We start from the raw sequence: 25,059 nt of genomic DNA, 5'->3' as shown, positions 1-25,059 counted from the left end.
CCAGCGTTCAGCCTGGGTCTATGGTTATACTATGGATGCCCCAACAAAACCGCCAGCCTATGATGCGACTTTGGCCGATCACGGCTTTGATCCCATCGAAGCCGAGGGTTTGACCTATCCGCTTGGCGACTATGAACCCAAATATGGCGAATATTTTGAGTTGATGCCAGGTATCGGTTGGACCCGTACTCCTGTGCCTGGGCCGCTGGGACATATTAACAATTGGGTTTTGGATGATGTTCATCCCGATGGAACACCCGGGTTTGCTATTGTTGATACCGGATTGTTCATGCCAGCCGTTATTGAATCTTGGAAAAGGCTTTTTGAATCCGGGTTGAACGGGAAAACGGCTACCAAGATTGTTGTCACCCATTTTCATCCCGATCATGTCGGTTGTGCCGGTTGGTTAGCGAACCGGTTTAAGGCTTCGCTTCATATGAACCGCACAGAATGGTTGCTGGCACGGATGTTGACCGCTGATGTCAGCGAAGATGTTCCACAAGAAGCAATTGATGAATGGCGTTTCGCCGGCTGGGATGAAGCCTTGATCAAGGAAAAGTGCGAAGGCGGTTGGGGGCGATTTGCCCGGGCTGTTTCAAAGCTGCCCGTTGGCCATATTCGATTGGATGAAGGCGATAGTCTCATCATTGGTAACAATGACTGGCGGGTGATGATCGGGCGCGGTCATACGCCGGAACATGCTTGTCTGATCGACGATACAAATCATGTAATGATTTCCGGAGATCAGATATTACCGCGCATCACCTCGAATATTTCGGTCATGCTAAGCGAGCCTACCGCGGATCCCCTCGGCGAATGGCTAGCAAGCATAGATCGATTTCGTGCCGAGATTGATCCCAACCTGCTCGTCCTGCCAGCGCACGGCCGACCATTTAAGGGCGCGCATCAAAGGCTCGACACATTGGCGTTACGCCACAATGAGGCCTTGGATGACTTGGCTGATGCCCTCGCCGAGAAACCCATGCGGGTGGTCGATAGCTTTCCGTTGCTCTTTTCGCGCCCGATTGGGCATGATGTGATTGGGATGGCGACGGGAGAAGCGATGGCAACGCTGCGCCATCTCGAATATACGGGCCGCGCGGTCCACGAGATGAAGGACGGAACGGCTTGGTATCGCGCGCTTTGATCTAGCGCAAAGACCGGATTATTTTTCGACCATAAAGTCAGGGTATGTGGAAATATTATCCTGAATTGCTTGAGCGCCCGGTGCCGCGATATACCAGCTATCCAACGGCGGCTGATTTCAATGATACTGTTGGACCAAAAGACTTGGAACAGGCGCTGCTTGATGTTCGTTTGTGTGATGATATCTCGTTTTATGTCCATATTCCCTATTGTGAACAGATTTGTTGGTATTGCGGTTGTAACACCGGACGAGCAAACCGCACCCACAGGCTAAATGCCTATCTAAGGGCTTTGTTTGACGAAATTGATTTGATTGCTTCACGGCTTAACCGTCGTGGCCGCGTAAAAAGGCTCGCTTTTGGAGGTGGTAGTCCCAACGCCCTTTGTGCTGCAGATTTTCAGAGTTTGATGTCACGGCTGCAAGCGGCGTTTCATCTCGACGAGGCAGTGCTATCTATTGAACTTGACCCGCGTAGCCACTCAACGGAGTGGCATGATCTCACGGCCGAACTGGCTTTCGACAATGTAAGCCTTGGGATTCAAAGCTTTGATCCGACAGTGCAATCGGCGATTGGCCGCGTTCAGCCATTGGAGATGGTGACGGACATGGTCGCAAGCTTGCGTGCCGCGGGTGTTACTTCGCTCAACTTTGACTTAATATATGGTCTACCTGGACAGACAATTGAGATTTTGAAAGCAACGCTGGAGCAGACGGTCGCCCTGCTGCCCGAGCGGATAGCATTATTTGGATATGCCCATATTCCCAGCCTGATTCCGCGTCAGCGTCAAATTGATGATAGTGATTTTCCCAATGCAAAACAGCGATTCGATATGGCAGCGTTCGGCCATGATTTCCTGGTCCAAGCTGGTTATCAGTCCGTTGGCTTTGATCATTTCGCGCTGCCGGGTGATCCATTGGAACGGGCGAATGTGCATCGATCGGTAAGACGCAATTTTCAGGGATTTACCGATGATCAGAGTCGCATATTGATCGGTATGGGAGCATCGGCCATCAGCGAAACTCCAAATCTGATTGTCCAGAATGAAAAAAATGTCGGCCGCTACAGAAGCAGTCTGGCAGAAGGCATGCTGCCAACTGCCTCAGGCGTAGTGAGAACTGCCAGCCACCTGATACATGGCGCGATCATCGAGCAAATTTTGGCAAATGGTCGGGCAGATCTCTCACCGCTGGGTGATACGGCAACCCACGTAGCTGGGCTGACGCCCTATATAAACCGAGGTCTAATCGAGATTGTTGACCAGGAGATAAGATTGCTCCCTTCCGCCAGGCCCTATGCCCGGACCATCGCTGCGACATTTGACCAATTTAGAGGGCAAACCGCCGGAACTTTTAGTCAAGCTGTGTGACTAGTGGTGTTTGAGTAACAGCCCGTCAACAAGTGCATCCAAAACCGTTGGCCCCATTGTCACTGATGCTGGGATGACTTACACTTATGTTAATGACTGACAATCTTGATATCCAAACGCCCGCTGATTCCACTCCAATCTGGAAGTCGCGCTATAATCATCCCACGGACTGGGATCAGTTTTTCGAACCCCTGTCGATGCCTGGAATGTTTTTTCGCTCCGCCGGTCGCAGAGGAGAGGCAGATTTGCTCGACTTCATGGGCCGCAAGTATACCTATGCCGATGTAGCTGCTGGTGTGGTTCGAGTGGCCAAGGGATTGCAGGATTTGGGCGTTACCAAGGGTGACAGGATTGGCCTTTTTCTTCCGAATGTGCCGCACTATGTGACCGCATATTATGGCGCCATGGCAATCGGCGCCACGGTAGTTAACTTCTCACCGCTCTACACTGTCGAAGAGCTTAATCATCAGGTTGAGGACAGCGGCACCAAAATTCTTTTCACTTTGTCGGCCAGCGCCGTTTTCCCCACTGCTTATGAAGTGCTGCAGGAATCTAGCCTTGAACGGTTAGTGGTGGGTAGTGTCGCAGGAGCACTTCCTGGTGCCAAGGCGCTGTTTTACCGCCTTTTTCGGCGCAAGGAAAACTCTCCACAACCGGATGATAAACGGATTACGCGCTTTGCTGATCTGACAGACAATGACGGCAAATTCATCGCGCCTAATATCCATCCGGAAAAGGATATTGCGCTGGTGCAATATACGGGAGGAACGACAGGTACACCCAAAGGTGCGATGCTGAGCCACCAAAATCTAACATCCAACGCACGTCAGATAAATGCTATTGATCCCTTCATAGATGATGACGATCGGCTGATGGGAGTGCTGCCTTTCTTTCATGTCTTCGCCAACAGTGCGGTGCTTAATCGCACGGTGCAAAGGGGCGGAGAGATTGTTATGCTGCCGCGATTTGATGCAAAGCAGACGCTGAAAGCAATCACACGCAACCGGATTACCGCAATGCCAGGCGTTCCAACGATGTATCAAGCGTTGCTTGATCACCCTGATATAGACAAGACAAATTTCTCCTCGCTGAAAGTATGCGTTTCGGGCGGTGCACCATTGTCGGTTGAGCTGAAAAAGAAATTTGAAGCCAAGACCGGAGCAAAGCTTGTCGAAGGCTATGGTTTGACAGAGAGCTCAGGCGTGGTCAGCGCTAACCCTTATTCCGGCCTGAATAAATCAGGAACAATCGGTCAGCCTGTTCCGGGAACATTGGTCAAACTGGTCGATAAGGAAGACCCTACAAAGCAAGTTCCTGATGGAGATCCGGGCGAATTAATCTTCTCCGGACCGCAAGTCATGCAAGGCTATTGGAATATGCCATCTGCCGATGAGGAGGTTTTTGTTGGTGGATTTCTGCGCACCGGCGATGTGGCGGAGATTGATGAGGATGGCTACATCAAAATTGTTGATCGCATAAAGGATATGATCGCTGTTGGCGGTTTCAAAGTATTTCCAAGTCAGGTCGAGGAAGTGCTTTATCAGCATGAAGCCGTCAAGGAAGCGCTGGTTATTGGTGTCCCCGATGACTATCGCGGCGAAAGCCCAAGAGCCTATGTCGCTCTGGAAGAAGGGATGGGTATCGACGGCGAAACGTTGAAAGACTGGCTGAATCCGCAGCTTGGAAAGCATGAGCGAGTCACCGACGTTGTCGTGCGTGATAGCTTGCCCAAAACGATGATCGGAAAACTAGATCGTAAGACGTTGCGGGCAGAGGAATTGGGATAGATTAGTCCTGAGACAGTCAGTTCTTCGAATGTAGTGGCTAAGCGATCACCGAATCTGGTTGCACACTCGTCGCCAGCTTGTCGGCAAGATCACGGCTGAGTAGCGCCATCATGGCGTTTTCAAAGGCGGGTGATTTTTCCATCAGTTGATCAATGTCTGCGCTGTTCCATTCAACATATCGTGTGCCGGGCAGGGCAGTGACATCTGCAGTCGGTGGCCCCTTGAGCACAAAAGCTATCTCTCCAATAAAATTCCCATCTCCGAGGGTGAATTCGTGCTTTCCTTTTTTCGTACGAACTGAACCGTTGAATATATAATAGAGTTTGGAAAGTTGCTTACTCTCTTTTGTGAGCACCACAGGGGATTGTGCGTCGCGCCATTTGGCGATTTTCAGCAATTGTCGAAATTGTCCGGGAGTAAATCCTTCAAACGCCATGAACAGCTGTTTCTCTTGGGTGCTTAAGGTGAATACCGAACGCTCCAATACTATTCGAAATAGAACAATTAGGTTGGCGACGGTCAAAATTGCCGTGGTCAGGATCGCGTCCCACAAAGGCGGATCCGGAAACAGATAATAATATAGCAGGTAGAAAACCGAACCGCTTAGAACGAGGAGCCGCAGCCTCATCTCATCCCGAATGAGGAAAGCGATGATGTAGAAAAGTGCCCCGATATGGATCAGCAGCGCTGCGTCAAAACCAATTTCCATTTTGCTTCCATCGGATTTTTGCATAAGTATTGCAATATCTTCACTCGAAAAATTGCGATTGATGCAAAGCGCACATATCATTTTAACGGCTGCGATATTGATCACATTGACGACGTCAATGTTCCTGATCCTGTGGTTTCGCAAAACCCTGCTTGTAGGAGAGCAGCCAAGCCGCCTGATGGCATTTATCGCGATATTGTTTACGTCAGGCCTGGATGTAGGTTTGATCTTGTTCCCATTGACAGAATTCCCGGTTTATGACGCCGAAAGCCCTTACGGTTTCACGAACCCTTTAGCGATCGAATTCGGTTTCTGGGGATTCCTAGTGTGGGGGTTCTATTTTCTGACAACATTCTATTTTTGTGTCCTTGAGCCACGGTTAAAATTGTTCGAAATCATCTGGGTGAAGCTGCTCAACAATCTTGTGATTATAGCGACTTGCGCCTTTACCGGTTTTTTGTTCTTCAGCTATCTTCCCGACTATATCGTCGGTATTCCAGAATATGCGCGCTACGGTCTTGTTGCGGCTGTGGTGCTCACCGCTGTAGTATCAAGCACTGATATTCGTTTTGTTATCTGGCTTAGTTTGGGTTCGTTTCTGTTGTTCATTACGTTGATCATCGCGATGCTGATTGAAAGCGGGATGGGTTTCGAGAACTTTGTGCAAAGTGGACAATATCTCGGTGGGTATTTTGCCAATTTGCACCGATTTGTTAGTCCGCTGACAGACTATCATGCATTCTACCTTTTCTGGTGGTTCGCTTGGAGCATCATGATAGGCCAGTTTGTGGCAAGATTTGTGGGTGGCCTTCGTCCTTGGCAACTTCTCGTGGCGTTGCTGATATTGCCCTCAATACCTATTGCTCTGTGGTTCTCGATATTGTTCTTTGTGCACAGTCAGGAAATTCAACTGACCGCTTTGCTCCAAATAGCGATGATAGTGGTCGGGATTATTTTTGTGATCAACTCGCTGGATTCTCTGACGCGCCTCTATTCGGAGAACCTCAATCTGACGGTCGAGCGGTTGGGCGGCCCACTTTATATCACCGTCCATTGGGGACTGCTATTTGGGCTGATCTTATTGTACCAATTCACGCCATTGAAGATCGAGTGGATCGGCATGGTGGTCATTTTTCTTTATGCTTGTATATACGCGCTTATTTTTCAGCGGCGCAAACAGCTCGCAGCCGTTGCGTTTTAAGGGTTCGAAAAAGCATGGCAATCTCCTCTGCGGCAGACTGGGATTATATCATTGTTGGTGCTGGATCTGCTGGCTGTGTTCTGGCCAATCGCCTCAGTCAGGATGAAACGAACCGGGTGCTGCTGCTGGAGGCCGGCGGGAGTGACAAGAACATCCTGATTCAGATGCCGACCGCGTTGTCCTATCCGATGGCATCTAAAACCTATAACTGGGGATATCTGTCTGAAGATGAGCCCGCATTGGATGGGCGCCAGATAACGTGCCCGCGCGGGAAAGGATTGGGCGGTACGTCGTCAATCAACGGAATGGTCTATGTACGCGGCCATGCTTGCGATTTTGAAGAATGGGAGAAAGCCGGAGCGAAAGGCTGGGGCTATGCCAATTGCTTGCCCTATTTCAAACGAGCTGAGAGTTGGCAATCGGGCGAAGACGATTATCGCGGCGGTAACGGGCCGTTGGGCGTCAGCGGCGGTAACAATATGACTGGCAATCCGCTCTACCAAGCCTTTATCGACGCCGGAGTGGAAGCTGGATACCCATATACTGAGGACTATAACGGTTTTCGCCAAGAGGGCTTTGGTGCGATGCACATGACTGTTCGGGCTGGCTTTCGCGAGTCGACCGCGCGCGCCTATCTGGATCCGGTGAAATCGCGACCCAACCTGACAGTGTGGACTGACGCGCGGGTTGATCGTCTTACGTTGAGAGGCAAACGGGCCGTGGGCGTAGTTCTGAAACATGGAGGTGTAGAAAAGACTATTTCGGCAGACAAAGAAATAATTCTATCTGCTGGCTCCATTGCCTCGCCAGCGATCTTGCAACGATCGGGTATTGGTGCCGCTTCGATATTAAGCACAGCCGGCGTCGAAACTCGACATGAGTTACCAGGCGTTGGAGAAAATCTGCAGGATCATCTCGAGATCTATTTTCAGTTCCGGTGCAAAGAACCTGTCAGTCTGAACAATAAACTTGGTTGGTTCAGCAAGCTGCTGATCGGAGCGCGCTGGTTCTTCTTCAAGTCGGGTCTAGGGGCGACCAATCATTTTGAATCCTGTGCCTTTATCCGTTCGGAGGCCGGCATTAAGTCGCCGGATATCCAATATCATTTCCTGCCAGCTGCGATGCGTTATGATGGGACGCCATCTCTAAAAGGTCATGGTTTCCAGGTTCATGTGGGCCCAAACAAACCGAAAAGCCGGGGGCATGTGCGTATCGCATCTGCGGATCCTGATGCTGCGCCCAGGATTACCTTCAATTACATGCAGCATCCCGAAGATGTCGAAAAATGGCGGCAATGTATCAGGCTGACGCGCGAGATCATCGGGCAACCGGCAATGGATATTTATCGTGATGAGGAATTGCAACCTGGCGTCGAGATTGAAACAGATGAGCAGATTGATGCGTGGGTGAAGGATAATGTCGAAAGTGCTTATCATCCCTGTGGTACATGCAAAATGGGGCCAGAGAGCGATGCGATGGCTGTGGTCGATACCGAGTGCCGCGTGATGGGTCTGAAAGGCCTGCGCGTTGTCGATGCGTCGGTTTTTCCCACGGTTCCCAACGGCAATATCAATGCGCCGACCATCATGGTTGCAGAACGCGCTTCTGACATGATTTTGGGGCGACCCTTATTGCCCGCATCATCGGCACCAAGTTGGATCGACGAGCAGTGGGAAACGCGACAGCGGGAAGGGCGAGCGGTAAGAGAGCTTGTCTGAACCTGCCGGTATCGCTACGCCGCGCTTACTCGAACGGGAATTGCGCTTTGAATGGCTTGACCAGTAATCGGATCAATATGGTCATCGTCAACAATTAGCCGGTTCGTTGACCCACCTTTGGTCATCACATCATCCTTGCCCGCCTCGCTGTCGCCAAAGGCGTGACTCATCGAGATGACCCCAGGTCTCACTTTATGATCCGCTTTGGCGAGGCCAAAAATCGAAGCGGTTGGTGAAGTTATTTCGATGATCGCGCCATCGCTTATACCCTCCTTGGCCATGTCATCTGGGTTAATAAAAGCCGGATTGGTGGGCATTTTCTCGACCAGCTTTGGAAAGGGGTGACCATTGCTATTATAGCGATGCTTAGATCGACGAGAAATCAAGCGGAAGTTGAAGCCGTCCTTAGCGGGGTCGTTGTTAGCATAATCAATCAACTCACTTGGCATGGCACCGGCATTCAGGTTGAAGCGGTTCTCGCTGTCCGGATCCGCCGGACCGACTACAGGATGCAGTTCATCATATGTAATGGCCGCGCCCTTGCGCTCCAATGCTGCCGCATCTGCCTTGGCCTTGCTAGGTTTCAGCAGCGAACCTTCGCAAATCAGGTCGAGCACCGTGGCCTTGTCCGGGCATTCGTCCATCGATACCGATCCGCCAGGATAGTGCATCTCAATTCCCATATGTTTGGCTAACCACCACAACATTTCATATTCGTCCATCGTATCTCCAGGTGCTGGAACCATGGCCTCAGTATAATGCGCATAGGCTTCTTCGGTAAACGCGTCGGATACGTTGTTGATGTCCTCGCGCTCCAGACACATGCTGGGCGCTAGAATTATATCGGCGCGTTTGGCGCTGGCCGACATCCATGGATCTATTTGGATGAAAAGCTCACATTCATCGAGTGCGCGGCGAACCTTCTGCTGATCGGGAAAGGCAATTTCAGGATTCCCACCGATTGAGATAAACGCCTTTATCTGGCCTTCGCCTGGCGTCAGTATTTCGTCAGCCAGCACATTGCAGGGCATTTCCTTCCCCAGATGACCGAGACCCCGGATACGGGATTTGGGGAAACCCTCACCAAACATCGGAGTGGGCGGCGCAACCTGTGCTTTTTTCGGCATACCGCTGAGCGGGTTGAAAACCATCGGAGCGGAGACTTTCTCTCCTTCCTGATTGAAACGTGCACACAGGATGTTCAGCGATGCAACGAGATATTCGGTCAGCGTACCATTGCCAGCCATTTCTGGTCCTGTTCCGGTAACCACACGCCCTTTATTTGCTCCGGCAAACATTCGGGCTGCCTTGATCAGTTCATCTTTTTCAACGCCCGCGCGCCTTGCTGCTACATCAGGGGTCATCAATTTGACCGCAGCTTCCAATTCTTCAACACCATCAACATGGGCCGCCACAAAATTCTGGTCAAACAACTTCTCTTCAAAAATAACGTTGAGCATCCCAGCGAGCAGGGCGGGATCTTCACCCGGTTTCACCGGCAGATGAACATCAGCGCGTCTGGCCATGTCGCTGACGCGGGGGTCCACCACGATCAACTTCAATCCACGGTCTTGCGCATCGCGAAGGCCGCGGGATGGAGAGGATGTCGGCATCCCACCGGAATAATGTGAGACGATCGGATTATTGCCGAAAAACATCGCGACATCAGAATCGGTGAAAGTATTGCCGCCGCCCATCCACATGCCATAACGGGCTGTGGTGAAAACTTTCGCCGGCTGATCGACTGTGACGCTAGTGTACCAATTGCGTGATCCGATGCCCTGCGCGAAAGCGTAGGATGTTCCAAGAACGGCGCTATTCTGAAACGCATTAGTACCGCAATAGACTGCGACACTGTGGGGGCCGTGATCCTCGACCATTTTCTTCATTCTGGCGCCGGCCAGCGCGAGTGCCTCTGCTGTAGAGATATCTTTAAACGAGCTGTCTTTCTGCCGGATTTTACTCGTTATCATTCGGTCTGGCAGGTTATGCATATCGGTAAGCTGTCGGCCTTTGATACAGGTATAGCCGTTGAACAGATGATCTTCCTTGTCGCCGCGCACAGCAACGACTTTGTCATCCTCCACATCAACCAGCATCGCACAGCTGGCGTGGCAAAAACGACAAAAACTTCTTTTGGTCTGGACGGCCATAGTCATTCTCCTATGCCGCGAGTGTATCATGGCACCCAAAGGGTGCGACTGACAAAACTGTTCGGGTAACAAGCAGTCTCGTCGTTGAAGAATATCCTTACATCTTAAAAATACACCCAAAAGCTGGGCCTGAGGGTGCATATATTCACTGTTGTGAAACAGTCTTCGTGACAAACCAACGCCATCTTATCTCGGGATGCCGATTCTTCCGCTTCGGGATGCCCATCTTTTGTCAGCAGAAACTGTTCATCGCACCATATGCTCGCATTATCTGCAAAACCAACCGTTTTATCGATAGTGTTCATGTATCAGAAAGGGTGCTCTGAACACTGAGGTCTTCCATATTGCATGTCTTGTGTAGCGAGATGAGGGGAATTTAGACTGCCGGATACGCTAACCAGGGTTCGGTCAGACGAGAAGCAATTGAATGCGGGGCCATATGCTATTGTTTGAAGGAGTAGAACAATGAATAACATTTCCAAAAGTTCGAAGATTGCGTTGTTGCTTGCCACGGCTGCCATAGCGGCACCGAATGTTGCGTTTGCGCAGCAGGATCAGTTGAACGAAACAGATATTACTGTCACCGGATTGCCGCCGGCTGATCTATCTGGCCTTCCCGAAGGACCGGATGTTGAAGGTTTCATCTCTGCGCGCAAAGCCGACAGAATGATGGTTACCAGCGCTGATGGTAGCAACACACCGATTACTGTTGCAGAGGCCACCGAAATTAAAGCCAGCAAAGGTTTTTTAGGTCTTGGTCGTAGCAAGCTTGCTAGCGATTCCCTGCTCAATGGTTTGCCGGTCACAGTAAAAACTGTCGAATGGGGTGACGGACTAGTTGCCAGCCGCATCAGTCTACGCGATCGGGATCTTAAGACTGCTAGCATGATCCGTAACGGCACGGCGCAGGGCTTTGCCGAACAGACAGCAGCAACCGAAGCGCTGCGCGGACGTGTTGGAGATATCGACAAATATAATATCAAAGGCACTACGAATGTGTATTTTGACACCGGTAAATGGAGGCTGACGCAGCAAGCAGAGCAAGAGCTTTGCGACACGGCAGCACAGGCCGAAGCCATGGATAATGCCTTGCTGCTGGTTGTTGGCTATACCGACTCTGTCGGAAGCCAGGAATATAACCAGGTACTTAGTGAGAGACGGGCCAGCCGCGTCGTCAACCACATTCAGCAGGCTTGTGGCTGGAAGCCATATCGCATGCTGACACCCACGGGTATGGCTGAAGCAGACCCGCAGGCGGACAACACCACTCGAGAAGGCAAAGCGCAGAACCGACGCGTGGCGGTGAACATCATGGTCAGCAAGAGTGTTGAGGGCCTTTAAATTTTAAGGGGTGGGCTTTTTGCCCACCCCGCTTTTCTCGGAAAAGCGCCAGCCGTTTGTGTTTCAACTTTACGCCCGATTTAGCACCAATAACAGATATGACTTTACTATCTATGGATCGTCATCTGACTAGTCGGCCACGCATTCAGCTGGATATTCAGTAAATTTTGAAGCTGGCAACGAAAGGTAGATGGTCGGACACATTCTTTCTGAAAGTCTCACGTCCCATATCCATAGTCCAATGCATCGGGAACAATCGCAAACTGCCTTTGATGTAGTCTGTCGAATAAGTTCGACTAACTGCAAACCCATCAAGCAAATTTGCTCGACCTTTTTCAAGAATATGGGAGAACCGATCTTGTAAATCCCAGGAAGACACAAAATCCATGGTATCGTCACCGCCTAAATGATGAAAGTTGGATACATCCTGGCCGGGAATCATATTGAAATCACCCATCAGGAAAATGGCCCGAGTTTTAAAACCCGGAGTCTGTTGCAACTCAGTAATATAGTTACCAATTGCCTTGCACTGACTGTCTCGAGTTTTTTGCTGCTGTTTATTGCGACCAGATTTAAGGTGTACACCAATTACTGTGGCCGATAGTTTTCCCACTTTAACATCAACTGCAATCGCCTGTCGCCCTCCCTTGTATGTACCTTCAGAACCTTCGATAAATCTTGGATTAGTAACGTTTATCCCTGGCTTATGCAGAAAGCCAATATGAATGTTCCCCTTTTTTTGAGGTAAGATCACTTTCTGATATTCAACCCCAAAGTCTGCCAATTTTTTTATCAAACTGTCCAAATAGCTTATCGGCGATACTTCCACGAGAGTTACCAACTCTGCATCGAGCAAAGCTAGTCCTTGTGCTTGATTTTTCGCCTTATTCGAATTTGCCGATATTCCTATAGGTTTGCCCTGCAAGCTAAAGCCAGCGAGATTCCAGACCGCAGCTCGCATGATTGAATGAGTGAATTCTACCACAATTTTATACCCCCTCGAGTTAAGCTTAAGTAATCGATATCCATCTAAAAATATTTTCAAACAAAATTTGGTTGCTGAAAATATAAAAGATCAAATTATCCGTCAAAGATAATATTCGAAGGTGTTTTAAACGCCGATGCAATTCATTCAAATTCTAAAGCCACTTCTGCGCTCAAAGCACTCTTCACATAAAATTCAGTCTGCTCTCGGATGGGCATTCTGATACACATCTAAAAGATGCGCCGCATCGACTGCTGTATAAACCTGTGTCGAACTCAAACTCGCGTGGCCAAGCAGTTCTTGCAGGCTCCGCAGATCGGCTCCACCGGCAAGTAGGTGGGTGGCGAAGCTGTGACGAAGGGCATGAGGTGTGATTTTTTCCGAAAGGCTTAGTTTCCCACGCGCTTTCTGAACTACGCGCCGGATCAAATTGGGTGAAAGTGGCCCGCCTCGCTTGCCGCGAAAGATGGTTTGCTCTGCACTCATGTCATGTGGACACAGAGCAATGTAGCTTTCGATCGCTTCGCGTACCTGCGGCAATAGTGGAACTATTCGGGTCTTTCCACGTTTCCCGGTAACCCGCAACGTATCGGACAATGGCAGGGCAGCACCGGTCAAGTCTAGTGCTTCGCTGATCCGCAGACCGGATCCGTACAGTAAAAGCAAGACCGCCCAATCGCGAGCGCCAATCCAGTCATTGCCTGCACTTTCTGCAATATCTTCCGCCATTGTAACGATATCATCAGGAGAGGCAGGACGCGGCACACCGCGAGTAACTTTGGGCCCCTTTATTTTCGGTATCTTGCTTTCGTCTCCCCCGACAAATTTGAGAAAGGCATGAATAGCTGACAACTCTCTCGCAGCGCTGTTGTTGGTGAGGCCGTCAGCTCTTCGAAAGGCGAGATAAGATCGGATATCAGATTGTTGAAGGGCCTTGATTTCTGAACGACCGACAGCGTTACCAATATGCTCCGTCAGAAAGGTGCAAAATCTTTCGGCCGTTGTGACATAGGCGCGAACAGTATGTTTCGAACGCCTTCTTCCTTCGCGCAAATGACGAGAAAATTCCTGCACAAGAGTATGGGCGCTTTCCATGAACAGAATCTAGCAGCGCTTGTGGCTAAAGTCCAAATGCGGCGTTACTTGTCGGGATCAAGCGCATAGCGCGTCTGCTATGATCCTCGGTAACAGCGCATCCAGTAACGGCATGCCCTTAGGCTTGATCGTCAGAATATTACCTTCCCGATGGACCAGGTCCAAGGCTGCGAGCGTTCCGATTTCTGCGCTGTTGACCATCATATTGATTGCCAATCCGGTCTTTTCTGACAAGGCTTCCAAATCAATGCCTTCTCTCAAACGAAGCCCCATCATCAGTGCTTCTGTTGCCTGCACTTGGGACGAAAGCGGCTGCTCAACTTTGAGGCCATTGCCGTTCCGTTCAATTGCCGACAGGAAGTTTTCAGGTTTCTTGTGGCGTTCTGTTGCTTTTCCTTTCCGTCGTCCATGCGCGCCCGCGCCGACGCCAACATAGTCACCATAGCGCCAATAGGTAAGATTATGACGGCTCTCCTCGCCGATCCGGGCATGGTTGCTGATCTCATAGGCCGGCAAACCGGCTGCCATTGTCATCTCCTGCGTGAGATCGAATAGATCAGCACTATGATCATCATCGGCAGGAACAAGTTGGCCGGTTCTGACTAGTGTTTCAAAGCGGGTACCGGGTTCGATGGTGAGCTGATAGAGTGACATATGACTGGTGCCAAAACGAAGGGCTCGGCCAAGTTCTGACTGCCAATCGTGCAAGGATTGGCCAGGACGTGCATAAATTAGGTCAAAGCTGACTCGGGCGAAATTCCGCTGCGCTGTTTCAAGTGCCGCAAGCCCTTCTTTGACATCATGTGTGCGTCCTAAAAAATGTAAGCTATGATCATCAAGTGACTGTAATCCAAGTGAAACTCTGTTGACTCCAGCCGATGCCAGATCTGAAAATCTGGCCGCCTCTACCGAAGACGGATTGGCCTCCAGCGTGATCTCGCAACGTTCATTGAGTCCCCACAACTTATCTGCCTCGGCCATCAGCTCTGCGACGAGCCGAGGGGGCATTAACGACGGGGTGCCCCCGCCGAAAAAAACCGAGTTAATCCGAGGACTTGGGTTAACTTTATATTCATGTCTGAGATCGAGAAAGAGGGCGTTCTGCCATGTGTCATAGTCGACTTGATCGCGCACGTGGCTGTTGAAGTCACAATAGGGACATTTGGCGATACAGAACGGCCAATGAATATAGAGAGCAATCTCTTCATGGTTCATCTGCTTCGCTGACGTGGGAGAGGACGGGTTATGAAGCATCAACGCATCACTAGGCATCGACATTATTTCGTGCAAGCAGCAATGCTCGCGCTTTTGGTTGGCTGTGGCGGTGAAACCGGAGGTTCTCCGGATGTAACCTTGCCCGGATCTCCAGCGCCCAGCCCGACACCGACGCCTGCTCCTACACCCACACCAACTCCGACGCCGGCGCCCACACCAACGCCAACGCCAACGCCAACGCCTACTCCGACACCGCCTGGCAGCACGATGCTACAGGTCATGCTGGCAGCGCATAATGCCGAGCGCGCGGAAGTTGGCGTTCCCGCTGTGGAATTGGATGCTGCTCTTAGCGCCGCGGCACAGGACTATGCCGAAACACTTATTGCCAATGGCCGTTTTGAACATAGTCCCGGTTCTTCAAGGCCCAATCAGGGAGAGAATCTCTGGGCAGGCACCGCCGGGGCATTTTCATTCCAGGATATGGTGGACGGCTGGATTAGCGAGAAGCGCTTCTTCGTTGCGGGCACATTCCCCGACGTCAGTTCCACAGGTCGATGGCAGGATGTAGGCCACTATACGCAAATCATTTGGCGTGAAACGACACAGATTGGTTGTGGACTTGCAAGCAACAGCAGTCGCGATGTGCTGGTATGTCGCTACAGTCCGCCAGGTAATTTTATTGGCAGAACCGTACCCTGATCATCAGGCAGGTTCAGTCGAAACAGGCTTTGACGAGCTTCTCGAACGCATCTGCGCGGTGGCTCATGTCGTGCTTCTGCTGTGGATCAAGCTCTGCAAAAGTCTGTTCGAAGCCAATGGGTTGAAAGACCGGATCGTAACCGAAGCCGAGCGTTCCGCGGGGTGGCCAGACCAGATTGCCTTGTATGCGACCTTCAAATAGTTCTGAGTGCCCGTCAGGCCAGGCGAGGGCGAGGGTGCAGGTAAAATAGGCGCTGCGATCGGTATTTGGCCCGAGTTCAGACAGTTTTCCTTCGACCTTACCCATGGCCATATACCAGTCGCGACCGGGGCCGCCCTCATAGCTATCTGCCTCCGCCCAATCGGCAGTGTAAACACCGGGTGCTCCGTCCAGTGCCGCTACACACAGTCCGCTGTCATCAGCCAGTGCAACACAATTGGCGCCTTCCGCGCTGGCTCGCGCCTTCAGCAAGGCATTTTCGGCAAATGTTGTACCTGTTTCTTCCGGTTCTGGCAGGTCCAGTTCACCGGCAGAAACTGGCTCAATGCCAAAGGGTGCCAGAAGCGCTCGGATCTCTCGAACTTTGCCCTGATTATGGCTCGCTATGACGAGTTTGCCGGGTTCCAGTTTGCGGTGATCAGCCATGGCAGTGCCTATGAAACCGCTTTTTCCTGCGCTTCGAAAATCTGGCCGCAACCGATTTTGGCCAATCGCATCAAGCGCATCAGGCCTTCATCATCAAATGTTTCGCCTTCTGCCGTGGCCTGCGCTTCAGCTATATTGCCATCACCCGTCAGAACAAAATTGGCATCGGCACCGGCATTGCTATCCTCGTCATAGTCCAGGTCGAGCACAGGATTGCCGTTGTAGATACCGCAACTGATTGCCGCGATTTTCTGTTCAATCGGATCTTCACTGATGAGTTTTTCGTCAAGCAAACCGTTGACTGCGAGCCGCAACGCAACCCAGGCTCCGCTGATTGACGCCGTGCGTGTTCCGCCGTCAGCCTGGATAACATCGCAATCCAGCGTAATCTGACGTTCTCCCAGTTTTTTAAGATCGACTACGGCGCGTAAAGAGCGGCCAATAAGGCGTTGAATTTCTTGCGTTCTACCGGATTGCTTGCCGCGAGCTGCTTCACGGGAACCACGGGTATGGGTGGCGCGGGGTAGCATTGAATATTCGCCGGTGACCCAGCCTTCTCCTTTGCCGCGCAGCCATGGCGGAATGCGCTCTTCGATGCTGGCGGTGCACAGCACCCGCGTTTCACCAAAGCTGATCAGGCAAGACCCTTCCGCATGTTTGGTAAATCCGGTCTCGATAGTAATAGCGCGCATCTCGTCCAGCGCGCGTCCTGATGGGCGCATATGTGATTCTCCTGTGGCTTTGAAGGCGGCAGTAACCGGTTGTAATGACCTTAGCAACCAATGGCTTGATTGCTTTGGTGGAGTTTCTTCATTCTATTGGCAGGTCATGCATTTTGAGGAAGGATAGCTTGTCCCAATAACCACGCTGGAAGGCAATGCGCTGGTCGCGGATCGTGAAAAAGCCGCATCCGCGAAGGCCGAGAGGGTCGCGCCATTCCAAAGCAATCACATCGCCTGCTTCATGTATCTCTTCAACGATGCAGGTCATTTCAGCCATAGCAAACTCACGTTCGAACATGGCCTGTATCGCATCACTGCCTGATATTGGTTCCTGCGTGACTTGATGATTGACAGCATCATCATGATATAGCTCAGTAATCTGAGCTGCATCACCAGCATTGAAATATTTAATCCATTTTTCGACTACTTCACGTGGTGTCATTATCTGTCCTTTGCGATTAGAATGATATCAGATATCTGCTGATCATCTCAACCGTTTGAATGAAAATAGAGGTTTCAAACCGCAGAAGTTTTGTGTGCTGGAATCATCGTGATAAAAACCCTATCTAATCCAGATGACCACCACGCCCATCACCGAAATGAACGACCGTACTCGCGATATTTTCCGCGTGGTGGTGGAATCCTATCTCGATAGCGGTGCGCCGGTTGGTTCTCGGACCATATCCAAGGCCCCCGGGTTGGAGCTTTCGCCTGCCTCGATCCGCAATGTTATGCAGGACCTGGAAGAGCTTGGCTTGCTTGCGGCGCCGCATACCAGTGCCGGGCGGATGCCGACGGAGCTGGGGTTGCGGCTATTTGTCGACGGCATGATGCAGGCGGCTGAGCCTTCGCGGGAGGAACGCGACGCGATTGAGAGTCAGATTAGCGAGAGCGGTCCAGTTGAAGACGCGTTGCGCGCTACTACCAGTATCTTGTCTGGCCTGTCCTCCTGTGCTGGCCTTGTCATGGTGCCCAAGCGGGAGCCAACGCTCAAACAATTCAGCTTTGTGAAATTGTCTGAAGGGCAGGGGCTCGCCATTCTCGTATCACAGGATGGCGGCGTGGAAAACCGCGTGCTCGACCTGCCCATTGGCATATCGGATTCTGCCCTGATCGAGGCTGGCAATTATCTCACCGCCCAATATGGCGGGATGACGCTGTCGCAGGCCCTATCCCGGATCGATCGCGATATTCAGGCTGGCCGGACAGCAATTGACAAAGCATCCGAGGATCTGGTCCAGCGCGGCCTTGTCACCTGGACACAGGATCCATCGGAGAGACCCATCCTAATCGTGCGCGGCCAGGCCAATCTGCTGGAGGACGGTGCATTGGACGATCTCGACCGGGTTAGGCAATTGCTTGACGAACTTGAAGGCAAACAGGAGATCGCCCGCCTGCTCGACAATGCCCGCGATGCAGAGGCCGCGAAAATATTTATTGGTGCAGAGAATAAATTATTCTCCCTTTCCGGTTCATCTGTGATAGCGGCCCCCTATAAAGATGGCGACGGACAAGTGGTCGGCGTGGTCGGGGTTATTGGTCCCACCCGCTTGAACTATGCCCGTGTCGTACCCATGGTAGATTTCACAGCACAAACGCTGTCCAGATTGTTGAAATGAGTGACGAAATAATGAGTGATACAAAGCCACAAGATAACGAAGATGCGAAACTGGACGAAGCCGCCGCAGCAGAGCTGGAAGGCGTGCCCGAGGCATTGAAAGAAGGCGGAAATGACGCCGCTACCGAAACGTCTCAGGACGAGCGTATAGCGGCCCTGGAAAACGAGCTGGCCGAAGCCAAGCAGCAAGTGCTTTATGCGCAGGCAGAAACCCAGAATGTCCGCCGCCGGCTGGAAAAAGATGCGCAGGATGCCAAAGCCTATGCCGCAACCGGCTTTGCCCGCGATATGCTAAGCGTGTCCGACAATCTTCAACGCGCGCTGGCCGCTATTCCGACCGAAATCAAGAATGAAGACAAGTGGAAAGGCCTGATCGGCGGTATCGAGGCCACTGGGCGAGAATTGGAAACCGTGTTCGAGAAAAACGGCATCAAACGGGTGGCTTCTGTTGGTCTGCCGCTAGATCCCAATCAGCATCAGGCGATGGTTGAAGTGCCGACAGATAAGCAGGAACCGGGAACCGTGGTTCAAGAAATGCAGGCCGGTTACATGATCAAGGACCGGTTGTTGCGGCCAGCCTTTGTCGGCGTGGCAAAAAAGCCGGAATAAAGACGCTCTAGGTCAGGCGAAGAGGGTATTATCGGTATTCGAGAAATTTGGGCAGACCAGTTCAGAATTCTTACACTGAGAGCACCTGGAAGAGCGGTTGCTCTGCATTGGAAGAGATATCTACTATATGGCTTATTGATCACCTGGGTGGCGGGGATCGGTCGTTATTGGGACTCTCCTGAAGCAAAGTGGTGGCAATATGCCGGGCTGGGATCGATTGGATATGTATTCATACTCTCAGCATATCTTTGGCTTGTCATTTTGCCTCTCGGCGCTGAGCGATGGTCTTATCGCAATGTCTTGATTTTCGTTACGCTTACGTCATTGCCGGCAATTCTATACGCTATACCGGTAGAAAAGTTTATGAGCATGACTCATGCCCAAAATGCTAATCTAACCTTTTTGGGCATAGTGGCGGTTTGGAGGGTTGCTATGCTTGTCAGCTTTCTACGCAATGTTGCCAAACTGGGTTGGTTTACAGTTATCATAGCAACACTCGGTCCCATGGCGTTGATCATCCTGACGCTCATCTTTTTCGACAGTGGCCGCTATCTGGTAATGATCATGGCTGGATTGGATCGTGAGCCGAGAGCGGAAGATTTGGCCAATCAAGCTGTATTGACCTTGGGATTCGTCTCGCTTTATGCGGCTCCGCTTTTGGCTATTGGCTATATCGGGTTGATACTCCGCCGATTGATAGGGCGCTCAACCGACCAAGTTTGAACGCGACCACAAAACTCTCCCTAATTATCTTAATGTTAGCTCCTTTTGCATCAGCATCTATTGCATCTTATATATAAAGATATATCTTAGACACAGCTTAGATAGAAAAAGAAGGAAATATCATGCGATATTCAAACTATAATGATTGCGGACCTGGCTCTCGGCGCGGTAAGCGCTGGGGCGCTATGAACGGACAGAAATTTGCTCGCGCCTTTGCCGCTGCTGCTTTTGAAGGAGCCAAAGCCAAACGCCGCGCGCGTGTTTTTCAGCGTGGGGAACTGCGGCTGGCGGCGCTGCATCTGATTTCTCTGGAACCGCGCCATGGTTATGATCTGATCCAGCAAATTGAAGAACTTACCGGCGGCCATTATGCGCCAAGCCCGGGCATTGTTTATCCGACACTGACGTTGATGGCCGAAATGGACTTGATCGATGAGCAGGTCGATGGCGGCGGCAAGAAAATCTATTCGATCACAGATGCTGGTACCAAATTGCTTGCGGATGAGGAAAAGCATGTTGCTGATATCCTCGCCCGGCTTGAAGGGATTGCGCAAATGGACCGGGCTTCTGACGGCGCGTCTATCCGTCGGGCCATGAGCAACTTGAAAAGTGCCACGCGTATTCGTTTGGCCGATGAGGAAAAAGGATCCGAGAAAATCCTCGATGTTGCCGCGATTATCGACGAAGCTGCGAGCAAGATCGAACGGCTTAAATAAGGCTATAGTTCCCGCACCATCTGTACATTGCAGCGCGCATCGGGCGTGGGCCAGAGGTCTTCTTGTGCCAAATGCTGGAATCCGCTTTTTTCATAAAGGCCTGCCGGTCTTTGGCTTGATAAAGGCGTGCCGTGACGGTCATTATGGTCTTGATCTTTTTTTTCCTATCTACTTGGCCAGCTTGCTCTATTTATGGTCAGATGTCAGCTTCAGTAATCGCTGACACTGAGCTTATCGTTTTGTGCATTGTTGCAAGCTCTTACAATCAACTCGGGTCGCAAACTGGAGGGGGTTATCATGAAAACTTGGATGAAGGTCGTACTCGGTATTGTCGCAGGGATTTCCGTATTGCTCGGTGTGATCTTTTGGCTAACCAGTGATGTGACTAAAGCCGGCGATGACTTTTTCGCTGCTGTGCAGAATGACGATATCGACGCGGCTTATGCGCTGCTCTCTGACGATTTCAAAGCGGGGACGAGCAAGGCCGACCTTAAAACCTACATCGCTGCCAATGCCTTCGACAAGATCAAGGACGCATCCTGGGGCGGCCGCATGATGACCGGCGGTGTCGCGGAACTCGAAGGCACGATCACAACCGAAGGGGGGAGCAAAATACCGATTAAATTGCGCTTGATCGATTCCGAAAGCGGATGGCGGATCAACGCAATCGAAAAAGATATTGCGGGATTTAAAACTGCTGGCAGTGATCGTGGATTGCCCTCCGTCGACAAACAAAAGCAGCTGTTTCGAGAGACCATGACCGTCTTTGCTGAGTCACTTTCCGAGGGGACAATGAAAAAGCTTAGAGACAATGGTGCTGGTGCTTTTCAAAGGCAGATAACGCTTGAGGATCTTGATAAGGCTTATGAAGGGGCCTTTAAATATGCTGGGGATTTTTCGGAAATAGCAAAATCTCCACCTACTATTGATAGTGCTGATTTTCGCGAAGATGGTGCGCTTCTTATTCGCGGTCACTATCCGATCAAACCACGTCCGGTTTATATCGAACAGAGCTATGAATATGAGGGTGTCGGCTGGAAGTTTCTGGGCCTTGTATACCGCGTCGGTGCTCCGGTCGGGAGCTAGTGTGGCCCCTAGAACATCGTAAACAGGGCCACCGCCATGATCGTACCGATGACTGGTATCACCACCGTCAGTGCCCCGACAGCGCCATAGGCATCCTTATGTGTCTCGCCGCAGACGGCGCGGATCGTCGTCACGACATAGCCATTATGCGGCAGGCTATCGAGCGCGCCGGAAGAAATGGCGACCACGCGGTGCAGCTCATCCGGCTGCGCCCCAACGTCCAGATAATGCGGCGCTATAAGGGGCAGGGCGATGGTCTGTCCGCCAGAGGCCGAACCGGTCAGACCCGCGATGACCGTTACCGCAATCGCGGCGCCGATCAACGGGCTGCCCGGAATATTCTGCACCATGATCAACGCTTCCTGAAAAGCGGGGGACAGTTTGGCAACCGCACCAAAACCAACGACGGCGCAGGTATTTGTGATCGCAACCACTGCGCTTGTTGCACCGCGCGAAAAGGCCTCCGGCATTGCTTTCAGTTTGCGGTATCCAACGGCCAGAGCAACTATCGCACCGGAACCCAGCGCTGCCACCAGCGCCCATTTGTCGAGCGAATTTTGCGGCAAGATCGCGGAAAGCGGACCCATATCCTGTGGGTATTGGAAGATCAGGAAAATACCGAGTACGGCAACCAATGGTAGCAGGCACAAAAGCGGACCGGGCAGGGCACCATAGTCGGTATTGGTGTCATCCGTTTCGCGACCGACAAATGTCTCACCTCTAGCAACCGCGCGCTTCACCATCCAGTTGAGCCAGAAATGACCGGCAACGGCCATGAAAACCGCGACCACAAGGCTGACTTCCCAACCGGCATAGGCTGTGGTCCCGAGAAACTCCATCGGGATCAGATTCTGAATTTCCGGGCTTCCCGCCGTGGTCATCGTGAAGGTGACTGATCCAAAGGCGAGTGCAGCAGGAATGAACCGCCGCGGCAAATTTGCTTCACGGAACAGGTGCACTGCCAATGAATAGACCGAAAAAGCAACGATAAAAACACTGACGCCGCCATAGGTCAGAACGGCACAAGCGGCGACGACGGCGAGCACGGCATGTTTGATACCGATTTTCTCGATAATCCAATGAGCAACGCTTGCGGCCGCTCCGGAAGCGCTCATGATTTCACCAAATATCGCGCCAAGCAGAAACATGAAAAACCAACTTTTGAAGAAACTGACAAAGCCATCCATATATGCAGTGGCAAAGTCGGGGGCGCCTTCTGCTGCAAGCGGCGGTAACCAGGCCAGACCGCTGGTTGCTGCGACAATGGCGGCGGCAATCGGTCCGGCGATCAAGATATTGACGCCTTTCACTGTCATATAGATGAGCAGCGCGAGTCCGCCGATTAGTCCGATTGCTGATAACATGCGCTTTGGTCCCCTTTTTCGTGATCGCCTATTGGCAGAGGAATGGAACGGGCGGCAAGGATCAATTTTGATGGCAGTGTGAATGACCGACCACTAGGCACAAAAACAAGACATGTTTCAGGCGAAGTTCACAAAGTGCACACTGTCCTAGTGCGGGGGTAGGTGACGCGATGGAATTCAAAGTTCACACAAATCACACTGTTTCAAGTTGAACCCCCGCATGGTTTTGGAGCAATGATATCGCAAACTGAGAAAATGACCCTTTCTCCCTATCATATTGATATTGTTGTAGGAAAGTGATTTTCCAAAGGAGAATGCCGTGTCAGGCTGCGAGATTTTGTCAGCTTTTTGTAAATTTTGGAAACGGCATTGACCAATTACCGCCATTTCCATCTATTAACCGCACAAACAGCCCATCATTTTAACCTTTGCCTAATCATCTGCTGTTAAAACCAATAGCCAGAATATTTGACGGGAAAACGGCCATTTAGGCCTTGTTTTGCACCGTTTTCGAAAAGTTGAATTCGGGATTTTGACGATGGGCCACAAAACTAATCAACGGGTGTTGGACAAAAAAGTGAAACGGGGTGATCACCGAGCCTCAACCCGTGCTGGTGTTGAAATTCTTGCCGAAGTGAGAGAGCCCGGCCTTGGCCGGATAGAAGCCATGATTATGGATCTGTCGATGAACGGGTTTCGCATGCGGTGCATGACCCGGCTGACCGGTGAAAAAAACATCTTCATGACTCTGCCATCATTCTCAGCGATCGAGAGCAAGATTTGTTGGGTCGAAGGCGATATTTTTGGCTGTGAATTTGTCCAGAGCTTGCATCCTGCGGTGTTCGATCACATCGTTTCAAAATATCCGACATTGAAACAGGCAAGCTAAGAGCAGATCATCTGCGAACATTGCACCGCTTGCATATTCGGTTAGACTGAACCGGTTATGACCAGCAAATTTTCACGGAACATCAAAAAGATACTGCTGCTTTTACTGGTCGTCGGCGGTTCATGGGCCTTCAGCCGCTGGGCAATTGATCCTGAAACTATCATGGTGAACGGGAAAACCGTGAAAGTTATTGATGGCGACAGTTTCAAGGATGGCGCTGTAGAATTTCGCATTTACGGTATTGATGCACCGGAATATCGCCAGACCTGCCAAGACGCCGCTGGTGCAAACTGGCCATGTGGGAAATCTGCAAGACAGGGACTCGAAACTCTGCTGCGCGGTGGTGGCTTCAATTGCGAAGTGCGTGCACGTGATCAATATGGCCGCCATATTGTCAGCTGCATGAGTGGAAATGACGATTTGGGCGCAACGCTGGTCGAACAGGGGCATGCCATATCATCGGCAAATTTTGATAGCCTGATCTATGGTGCGGAAGAAGCCGCTGCGGAAAAGGCCAAACGCGGAATCTGGCAAGGTCGCTTTGAAAAGCCGGCTAATTGGCGTTCGGCTCACCCGCGATAGGCCGAGACGGTGCGAGCAGAGAAAGCTCGGTGTTACCGGTCCATTTCGCCCGTGGGTCGGCCATATGTGTAACGCCATTCAGCTCGTAGATGTTCTTATAACCATAGCCGTAGAGGTTTATGAACGTCGGGATATTAAGAGCGAGCGGCGCCTTTTTCAGCTGAACCGGGAAAATATCGTCACGGAAATTATTGTTGCAGTAGATTAGAATCGGGCGTGATTTGTCACCCAATATCTCCGCCAGTTTTTCCTCAGTAAAATCCGAAAAAGGAAGGTTGATCGCTCCTTTAATATGACCGCGCGCAAAAGCGGCGGCGGAACGGGTGTCCAAAATGACAGCATTTGGTTGCTCGGCCAATATGGTAAATTGATCCAGATTGACCAGCCGGCTTAAGCGATACGCAGCAACATCCTTGGTCAATTTTTGAAAGCCAGCATAATCAACTTGCTGGTTAGGCGAGGTTTCGGTGGATTGTTGAGCATGTGCTATGTTGGTTTGCAGGGCAAGAGCGGAGAGGATTGTGGCTGATGTTAAGAATGATGATAATTTCATGAATGCTGTCCCTCTTCATATTGTGCAGTCAAAATCTATATATTTTGGATTGCCAAAAGCTGAACCGCGCTTATTTGAAAACAAACATCTGGCGTTGCGCTTGAGTGAAATGAACCTATGGTCGTTTTACATAT

At 51.1% G+C, this 25,059-nt stretch carries 24 protein-coding genes; 14 read left to right on the top strand and 10 right to left on the bottom strand.

Annotation, left to right across the window (positions count from 1 at the left end; all coding sequences use genetic code 11):
* The first annotated feature begins 31 nt into the window (after positions 1 to 31).
* The 3 genes from BS29_RS12285 (at position 32) to BS29_RS12275 (ending at position 4,301) form a co-directional block, all read left to right on the top strand.
* Entirely contained in the window at positions 32 to 1,147 is a 1,116-nt protein-coding gene (locus BS29_RS12285; protein WP_229953928.1) for an MBL fold metallo-hydrolase, read from the top strand.
* An 80-nt stretch (positions 1,148 to 1,227) separates the two neighbouring features.
* The gene (hemN, locus tag BS29_RS12280) at positions 1,228 to 2,514 is read left to right on the top strand and encodes an oxygen-independent coproporphyrinogen III oxidase (protein ID WP_326838462.1); all 1,287 of its coding nucleotides are present in this window, start codon (positions 1,228 to 1,230) and stop codon (positions 2,512 to 2,514) included.
* A gap of 92 nt (positions 2,515 to 2,606) precedes the next feature.
* The gene (locus BS29_RS12275) at positions 2,607 to 4,301 is read left to right on the top strand and encodes a long-chain-fatty-acid--CoA ligase (RefSeq protein ID WP_229953926.1); all 1,695 of its coding nucleotides are present in this window, start codon (positions 2,607 to 2,609) and stop codon (positions 4,299 to 4,301) included.
* A 37-nt stretch (positions 4,302 to 4,338) separates the two neighbouring features.
* Here the strand turns inward: BS29_RS12275 and BS29_RS12270 are convergent, their stop codons facing one another.
* Positions 4,339 to 5,034: a Crp/Fnr family transcriptional regulator gene (locus BS29_RS12270; RefSeq protein WP_229953925.1), complete on the bottom strand. Its 696-nt coding sequence runs from the start codon at positions 5,032 to 5,034 to the stop codon at positions 4,339 to 4,341.
* Positions 5,035 to 5,071: 37 nt separating this feature from the next.
* Between BS29_RS12270 and BS29_RS12265 the strand changes: the two genes are divergently transcribed.
* On the top strand, positions 5,072 to 6,211 hold the full coding sequence (locus tag BS29_RS12265; protein ID WP_229953924.1) for a BCCT family transporter: 1,140 nt from the start codon (positions 5,072 to 5,074) through the stop codon (positions 6,209 to 6,211).
* Positions 6,212 to 6,225: 14 nt separating this feature from the next.
* A complete protein-coding gene (betA, locus tag BS29_RS12260) occupies positions 6,226 to 7,929 on the top strand; it encodes a choline dehydrogenase (RefSeq protein WP_229953923.1) in 1,704 nt (567 codons plus the stop codon).
* 14 nt (positions 7,930 to 7,943) lie between these two features.
* Here betA and BS29_RS12255 read toward each other — a convergent pair whose 3' ends face one another.
* Complete coding sequence (locus BS29_RS12255; RefSeq protein ID WP_229953922.1) at positions 7,944 to 10,082, bottom strand: molybdopterin-containing oxidoreductase family protein; 2,139 nt, start codon at positions 10,080 to 10,082, stop codon at positions 7,944 to 7,946.
* A 465-nt stretch (positions 10,083 to 10,547) separates the two neighbouring features.
* Between BS29_RS12255 and BS29_RS12250 the strand changes: the two genes are divergently transcribed.
* A complete protein-coding gene (locus BS29_RS12250) occupies positions 10,548 to 11,423 on the top strand; it encodes an OmpA family protein (RefSeq protein ID WP_229953921.1) in 876 nt (291 codons plus the stop codon).
* Positions 11,424 to 11,580: 157 nt separating this feature from the next.
* Here the strand turns inward: BS29_RS12250 and BS29_RS12245 are convergent, their stop codons facing one another.
* From BS29_RS12245 to hemW, 3 genes are all read right to left on the bottom strand, one after another.
* Entirely contained in the window at positions 11,581 to 12,408 is an 828-nt protein-coding gene (locus BS29_RS12245; RefSeq protein ID WP_229953920.1) for an exonuclease/endonuclease/phosphatase family protein, read from the bottom strand.
* Positions 12,409 to 12,603: 195 nt separating this feature from the next.
* Entirely contained in the window at positions 12,604 to 13,503 is a 900-nt protein-coding gene (locus BS29_RS12240) for a tyrosine recombinase XerC (protein ID WP_229953919.1), read from the bottom strand.
* A gap of 57 nt (positions 13,504 to 13,560) precedes the next feature.
* Positions 13,561 to 14,718 (bottom strand): radical SAM family heme chaperone HemW, encoded by a 1,158-nt coding sequence (gene hemW, locus BS29_RS12235; RefSeq protein WP_229956866.1) that lies wholly within the window; start codon positions 14,716 to 14,718, stop codon positions 13,561 to 13,563.
* Between the two features lie 81 nt (positions 14,719 to 14,799).
* Here hemW and BS29_RS12230 point away from each other — a divergent pair, with 81 nt between their 5' ends.
* On the top strand, positions 14,800 to 15,417 hold the full coding sequence (locus BS29_RS12230) for a CAP domain-containing protein (protein ID WP_229953918.1): 618 nt from the start codon (positions 14,800 to 14,802) through the stop codon (positions 15,415 to 15,417).
* 13 nt (positions 15,418 to 15,430) lie between these two features.
* Here BS29_RS12230 and rdgB read toward each other — a convergent pair whose 3' ends face one another.
* The 3 genes from rdgB to BS29_RS12215 all read right to left on the bottom strand — a co-directional run bounded on the left by rdgB (position 15,431) and on the right by BS29_RS12215 (position 17,227).
* A complete protein-coding gene (rdgB, locus tag BS29_RS12225; protein WP_229953917.1) occupies positions 15,431 to 16,063 on the bottom strand; it encodes an RdgB/HAM1 family non-canonical purine NTP pyrophosphatase in 633 nt (210 codons plus the stop codon).
* Positions 16,064 to 16,071: 8 nt separating this feature from the next.
* Positions 16,072 to 16,785, bottom strand: coding sequence for a ribonuclease PH (gene rph, locus BS29_RS12220; protein ID WP_229953916.1), 714 nt, complete (start codon positions 16,783 to 16,785; stop codon positions 16,072 to 16,074).
* Between the two features lie 88 nt (positions 16,786 to 16,873).
* Positions 16,874 to 17,227 carry a nuclear transport factor 2 family protein gene (locus BS29_RS12215; RefSeq protein WP_229953915.1) on the bottom strand — a complete coding sequence of 118 codons (354 nt, stop codon included), beginning with the start codon at positions 17,225 to 17,227 and terminating at the stop codon, positions 16,874 to 16,876.
* A gap of 133 nt (positions 17,228 to 17,360) precedes the next feature.
* Between BS29_RS12215 and hrcA the strand changes: the two genes are divergently transcribed.
* The 5 genes from hrcA to BS29_RS12190 all read left to right on the top strand — a co-directional run bounded on the left by hrcA (position 17,361) and on the right by BS29_RS12190 (position 21,537).
* The gene (gene hrcA / locus BS29_RS12210) at positions 17,361 to 18,404 is read left to right on the top strand and encodes a heat-inducible transcriptional repressor HrcA (RefSeq protein ID WP_229953914.1); all 1,044 of its coding nucleotides are present in this window, start codon (positions 17,361 to 17,363) and stop codon (positions 18,402 to 18,404) included.
* 11 nt (positions 18,405 to 18,415) lie between these two features.
* Positions 18,416 to 19,012 carry a nucleotide exchange factor GrpE gene (gene grpE, locus BS29_RS12205; RefSeq protein ID WP_229953913.1) on the top strand — a complete coding sequence of 199 codons (597 nt, stop codon included), beginning with the start codon at positions 18,416 to 18,418 and terminating at the stop codon, positions 19,010 to 19,012.
* A 363-nt stretch (positions 19,013 to 19,375) separates the two neighbouring features.
* The gene (locus tag BS29_RS12200) at positions 19,376 to 19,735 is read left to right on the top strand and encodes a hypothetical protein (RefSeq protein WP_229953912.1); all 360 of its coding nucleotides are present in this window, start codon (positions 19,376 to 19,378) and stop codon (positions 19,733 to 19,735) included.
* A gap of 122 nt (positions 19,736 to 19,857) precedes the next feature.
* Positions 19,858 to 20,451, top strand: a complete 594-nt coding sequence (locus BS29_RS12195) for a PadR family transcriptional regulator (RefSeq protein WP_229953911.1) — start codon at positions 19,858 to 19,860, stop codon at positions 20,449 to 20,451.
* 297 nt (positions 20,452 to 20,748) lie between these two features.
* On the top strand, positions 20,749 to 21,537 hold the full coding sequence (locus BS29_RS12190; protein ID WP_229953910.1) for a DUF4864 domain-containing protein: 789 nt from the start codon (positions 20,749 to 20,751) through the stop codon (positions 21,535 to 21,537).
* Between the two features lie 8 nt (positions 21,538 to 21,545).
* Here BS29_RS12190 and BS29_RS12185 read toward each other — a convergent pair whose 3' ends face one another.
* On the bottom strand, positions 21,546 to 22,901 hold the full coding sequence (locus tag BS29_RS12185) for a GntP family permease (RefSeq protein WP_229953909.1): 1,356 nt from the start codon (positions 22,899 to 22,901) through the stop codon (positions 21,546 to 21,548).
* Between the two features lie 577 nt (positions 22,902 to 23,478).
* On the opposite strand from BS29_RS12185, the gene BS29_RS12180 reads away from it, so the two are divergent.
* Both BS29_RS12180 and BS29_RS12175 read left to right on the top strand, forming a co-directional pair.
* Positions 23,479 to 23,790, top strand: a complete 312-nt coding sequence (locus tag BS29_RS12180) for a PilZ domain-containing protein (RefSeq protein WP_229953908.1) — start codon at positions 23,479 to 23,481, stop codon at positions 23,788 to 23,790.
* Between the two features lie 57 nt (positions 23,791 to 23,847).
* Positions 23,848 to 24,372, top strand: coding sequence for a thermonuclease family protein (locus tag BS29_RS12175; protein ID WP_229953907.1), 525 nt, complete (start codon positions 23,848 to 23,850; stop codon positions 24,370 to 24,372).
* On the opposite strand, the gene BS29_RS12170 is transcribed toward BS29_RS12175, so the two are convergent.
* Complete coding sequence (locus tag BS29_RS12170) at positions 24,344 to 24,925, bottom strand: rhodanese-like domain-containing protein (RefSeq protein ID WP_229953906.1); 582 nt, start codon at positions 24,923 to 24,925, stop codon at positions 24,344 to 24,346. The two genes, BS29_RS12175 and BS29_RS12170, sit on opposite strands and share 29 nt — an antisense overlap.
* Positions 24,926 to 25,059 lie beyond the last annotated feature (134 nt).

The sequence above is a fragment of the Parasphingorhabdus litoris DSM 22379 genome, from assembly GCF_020906275.1.
Lineage (GTDB): Bacteria > Pseudomonadota > Alphaproteobacteria > Sphingomonadales > Sphingomonadaceae > Parasphingorhabdus > Parasphingorhabdus litoris.
The sequence above is the reverse complement of the archived record's forward strand: the minus strand, read 5'-3'. Positions and strand labels throughout refer to the sequence as shown.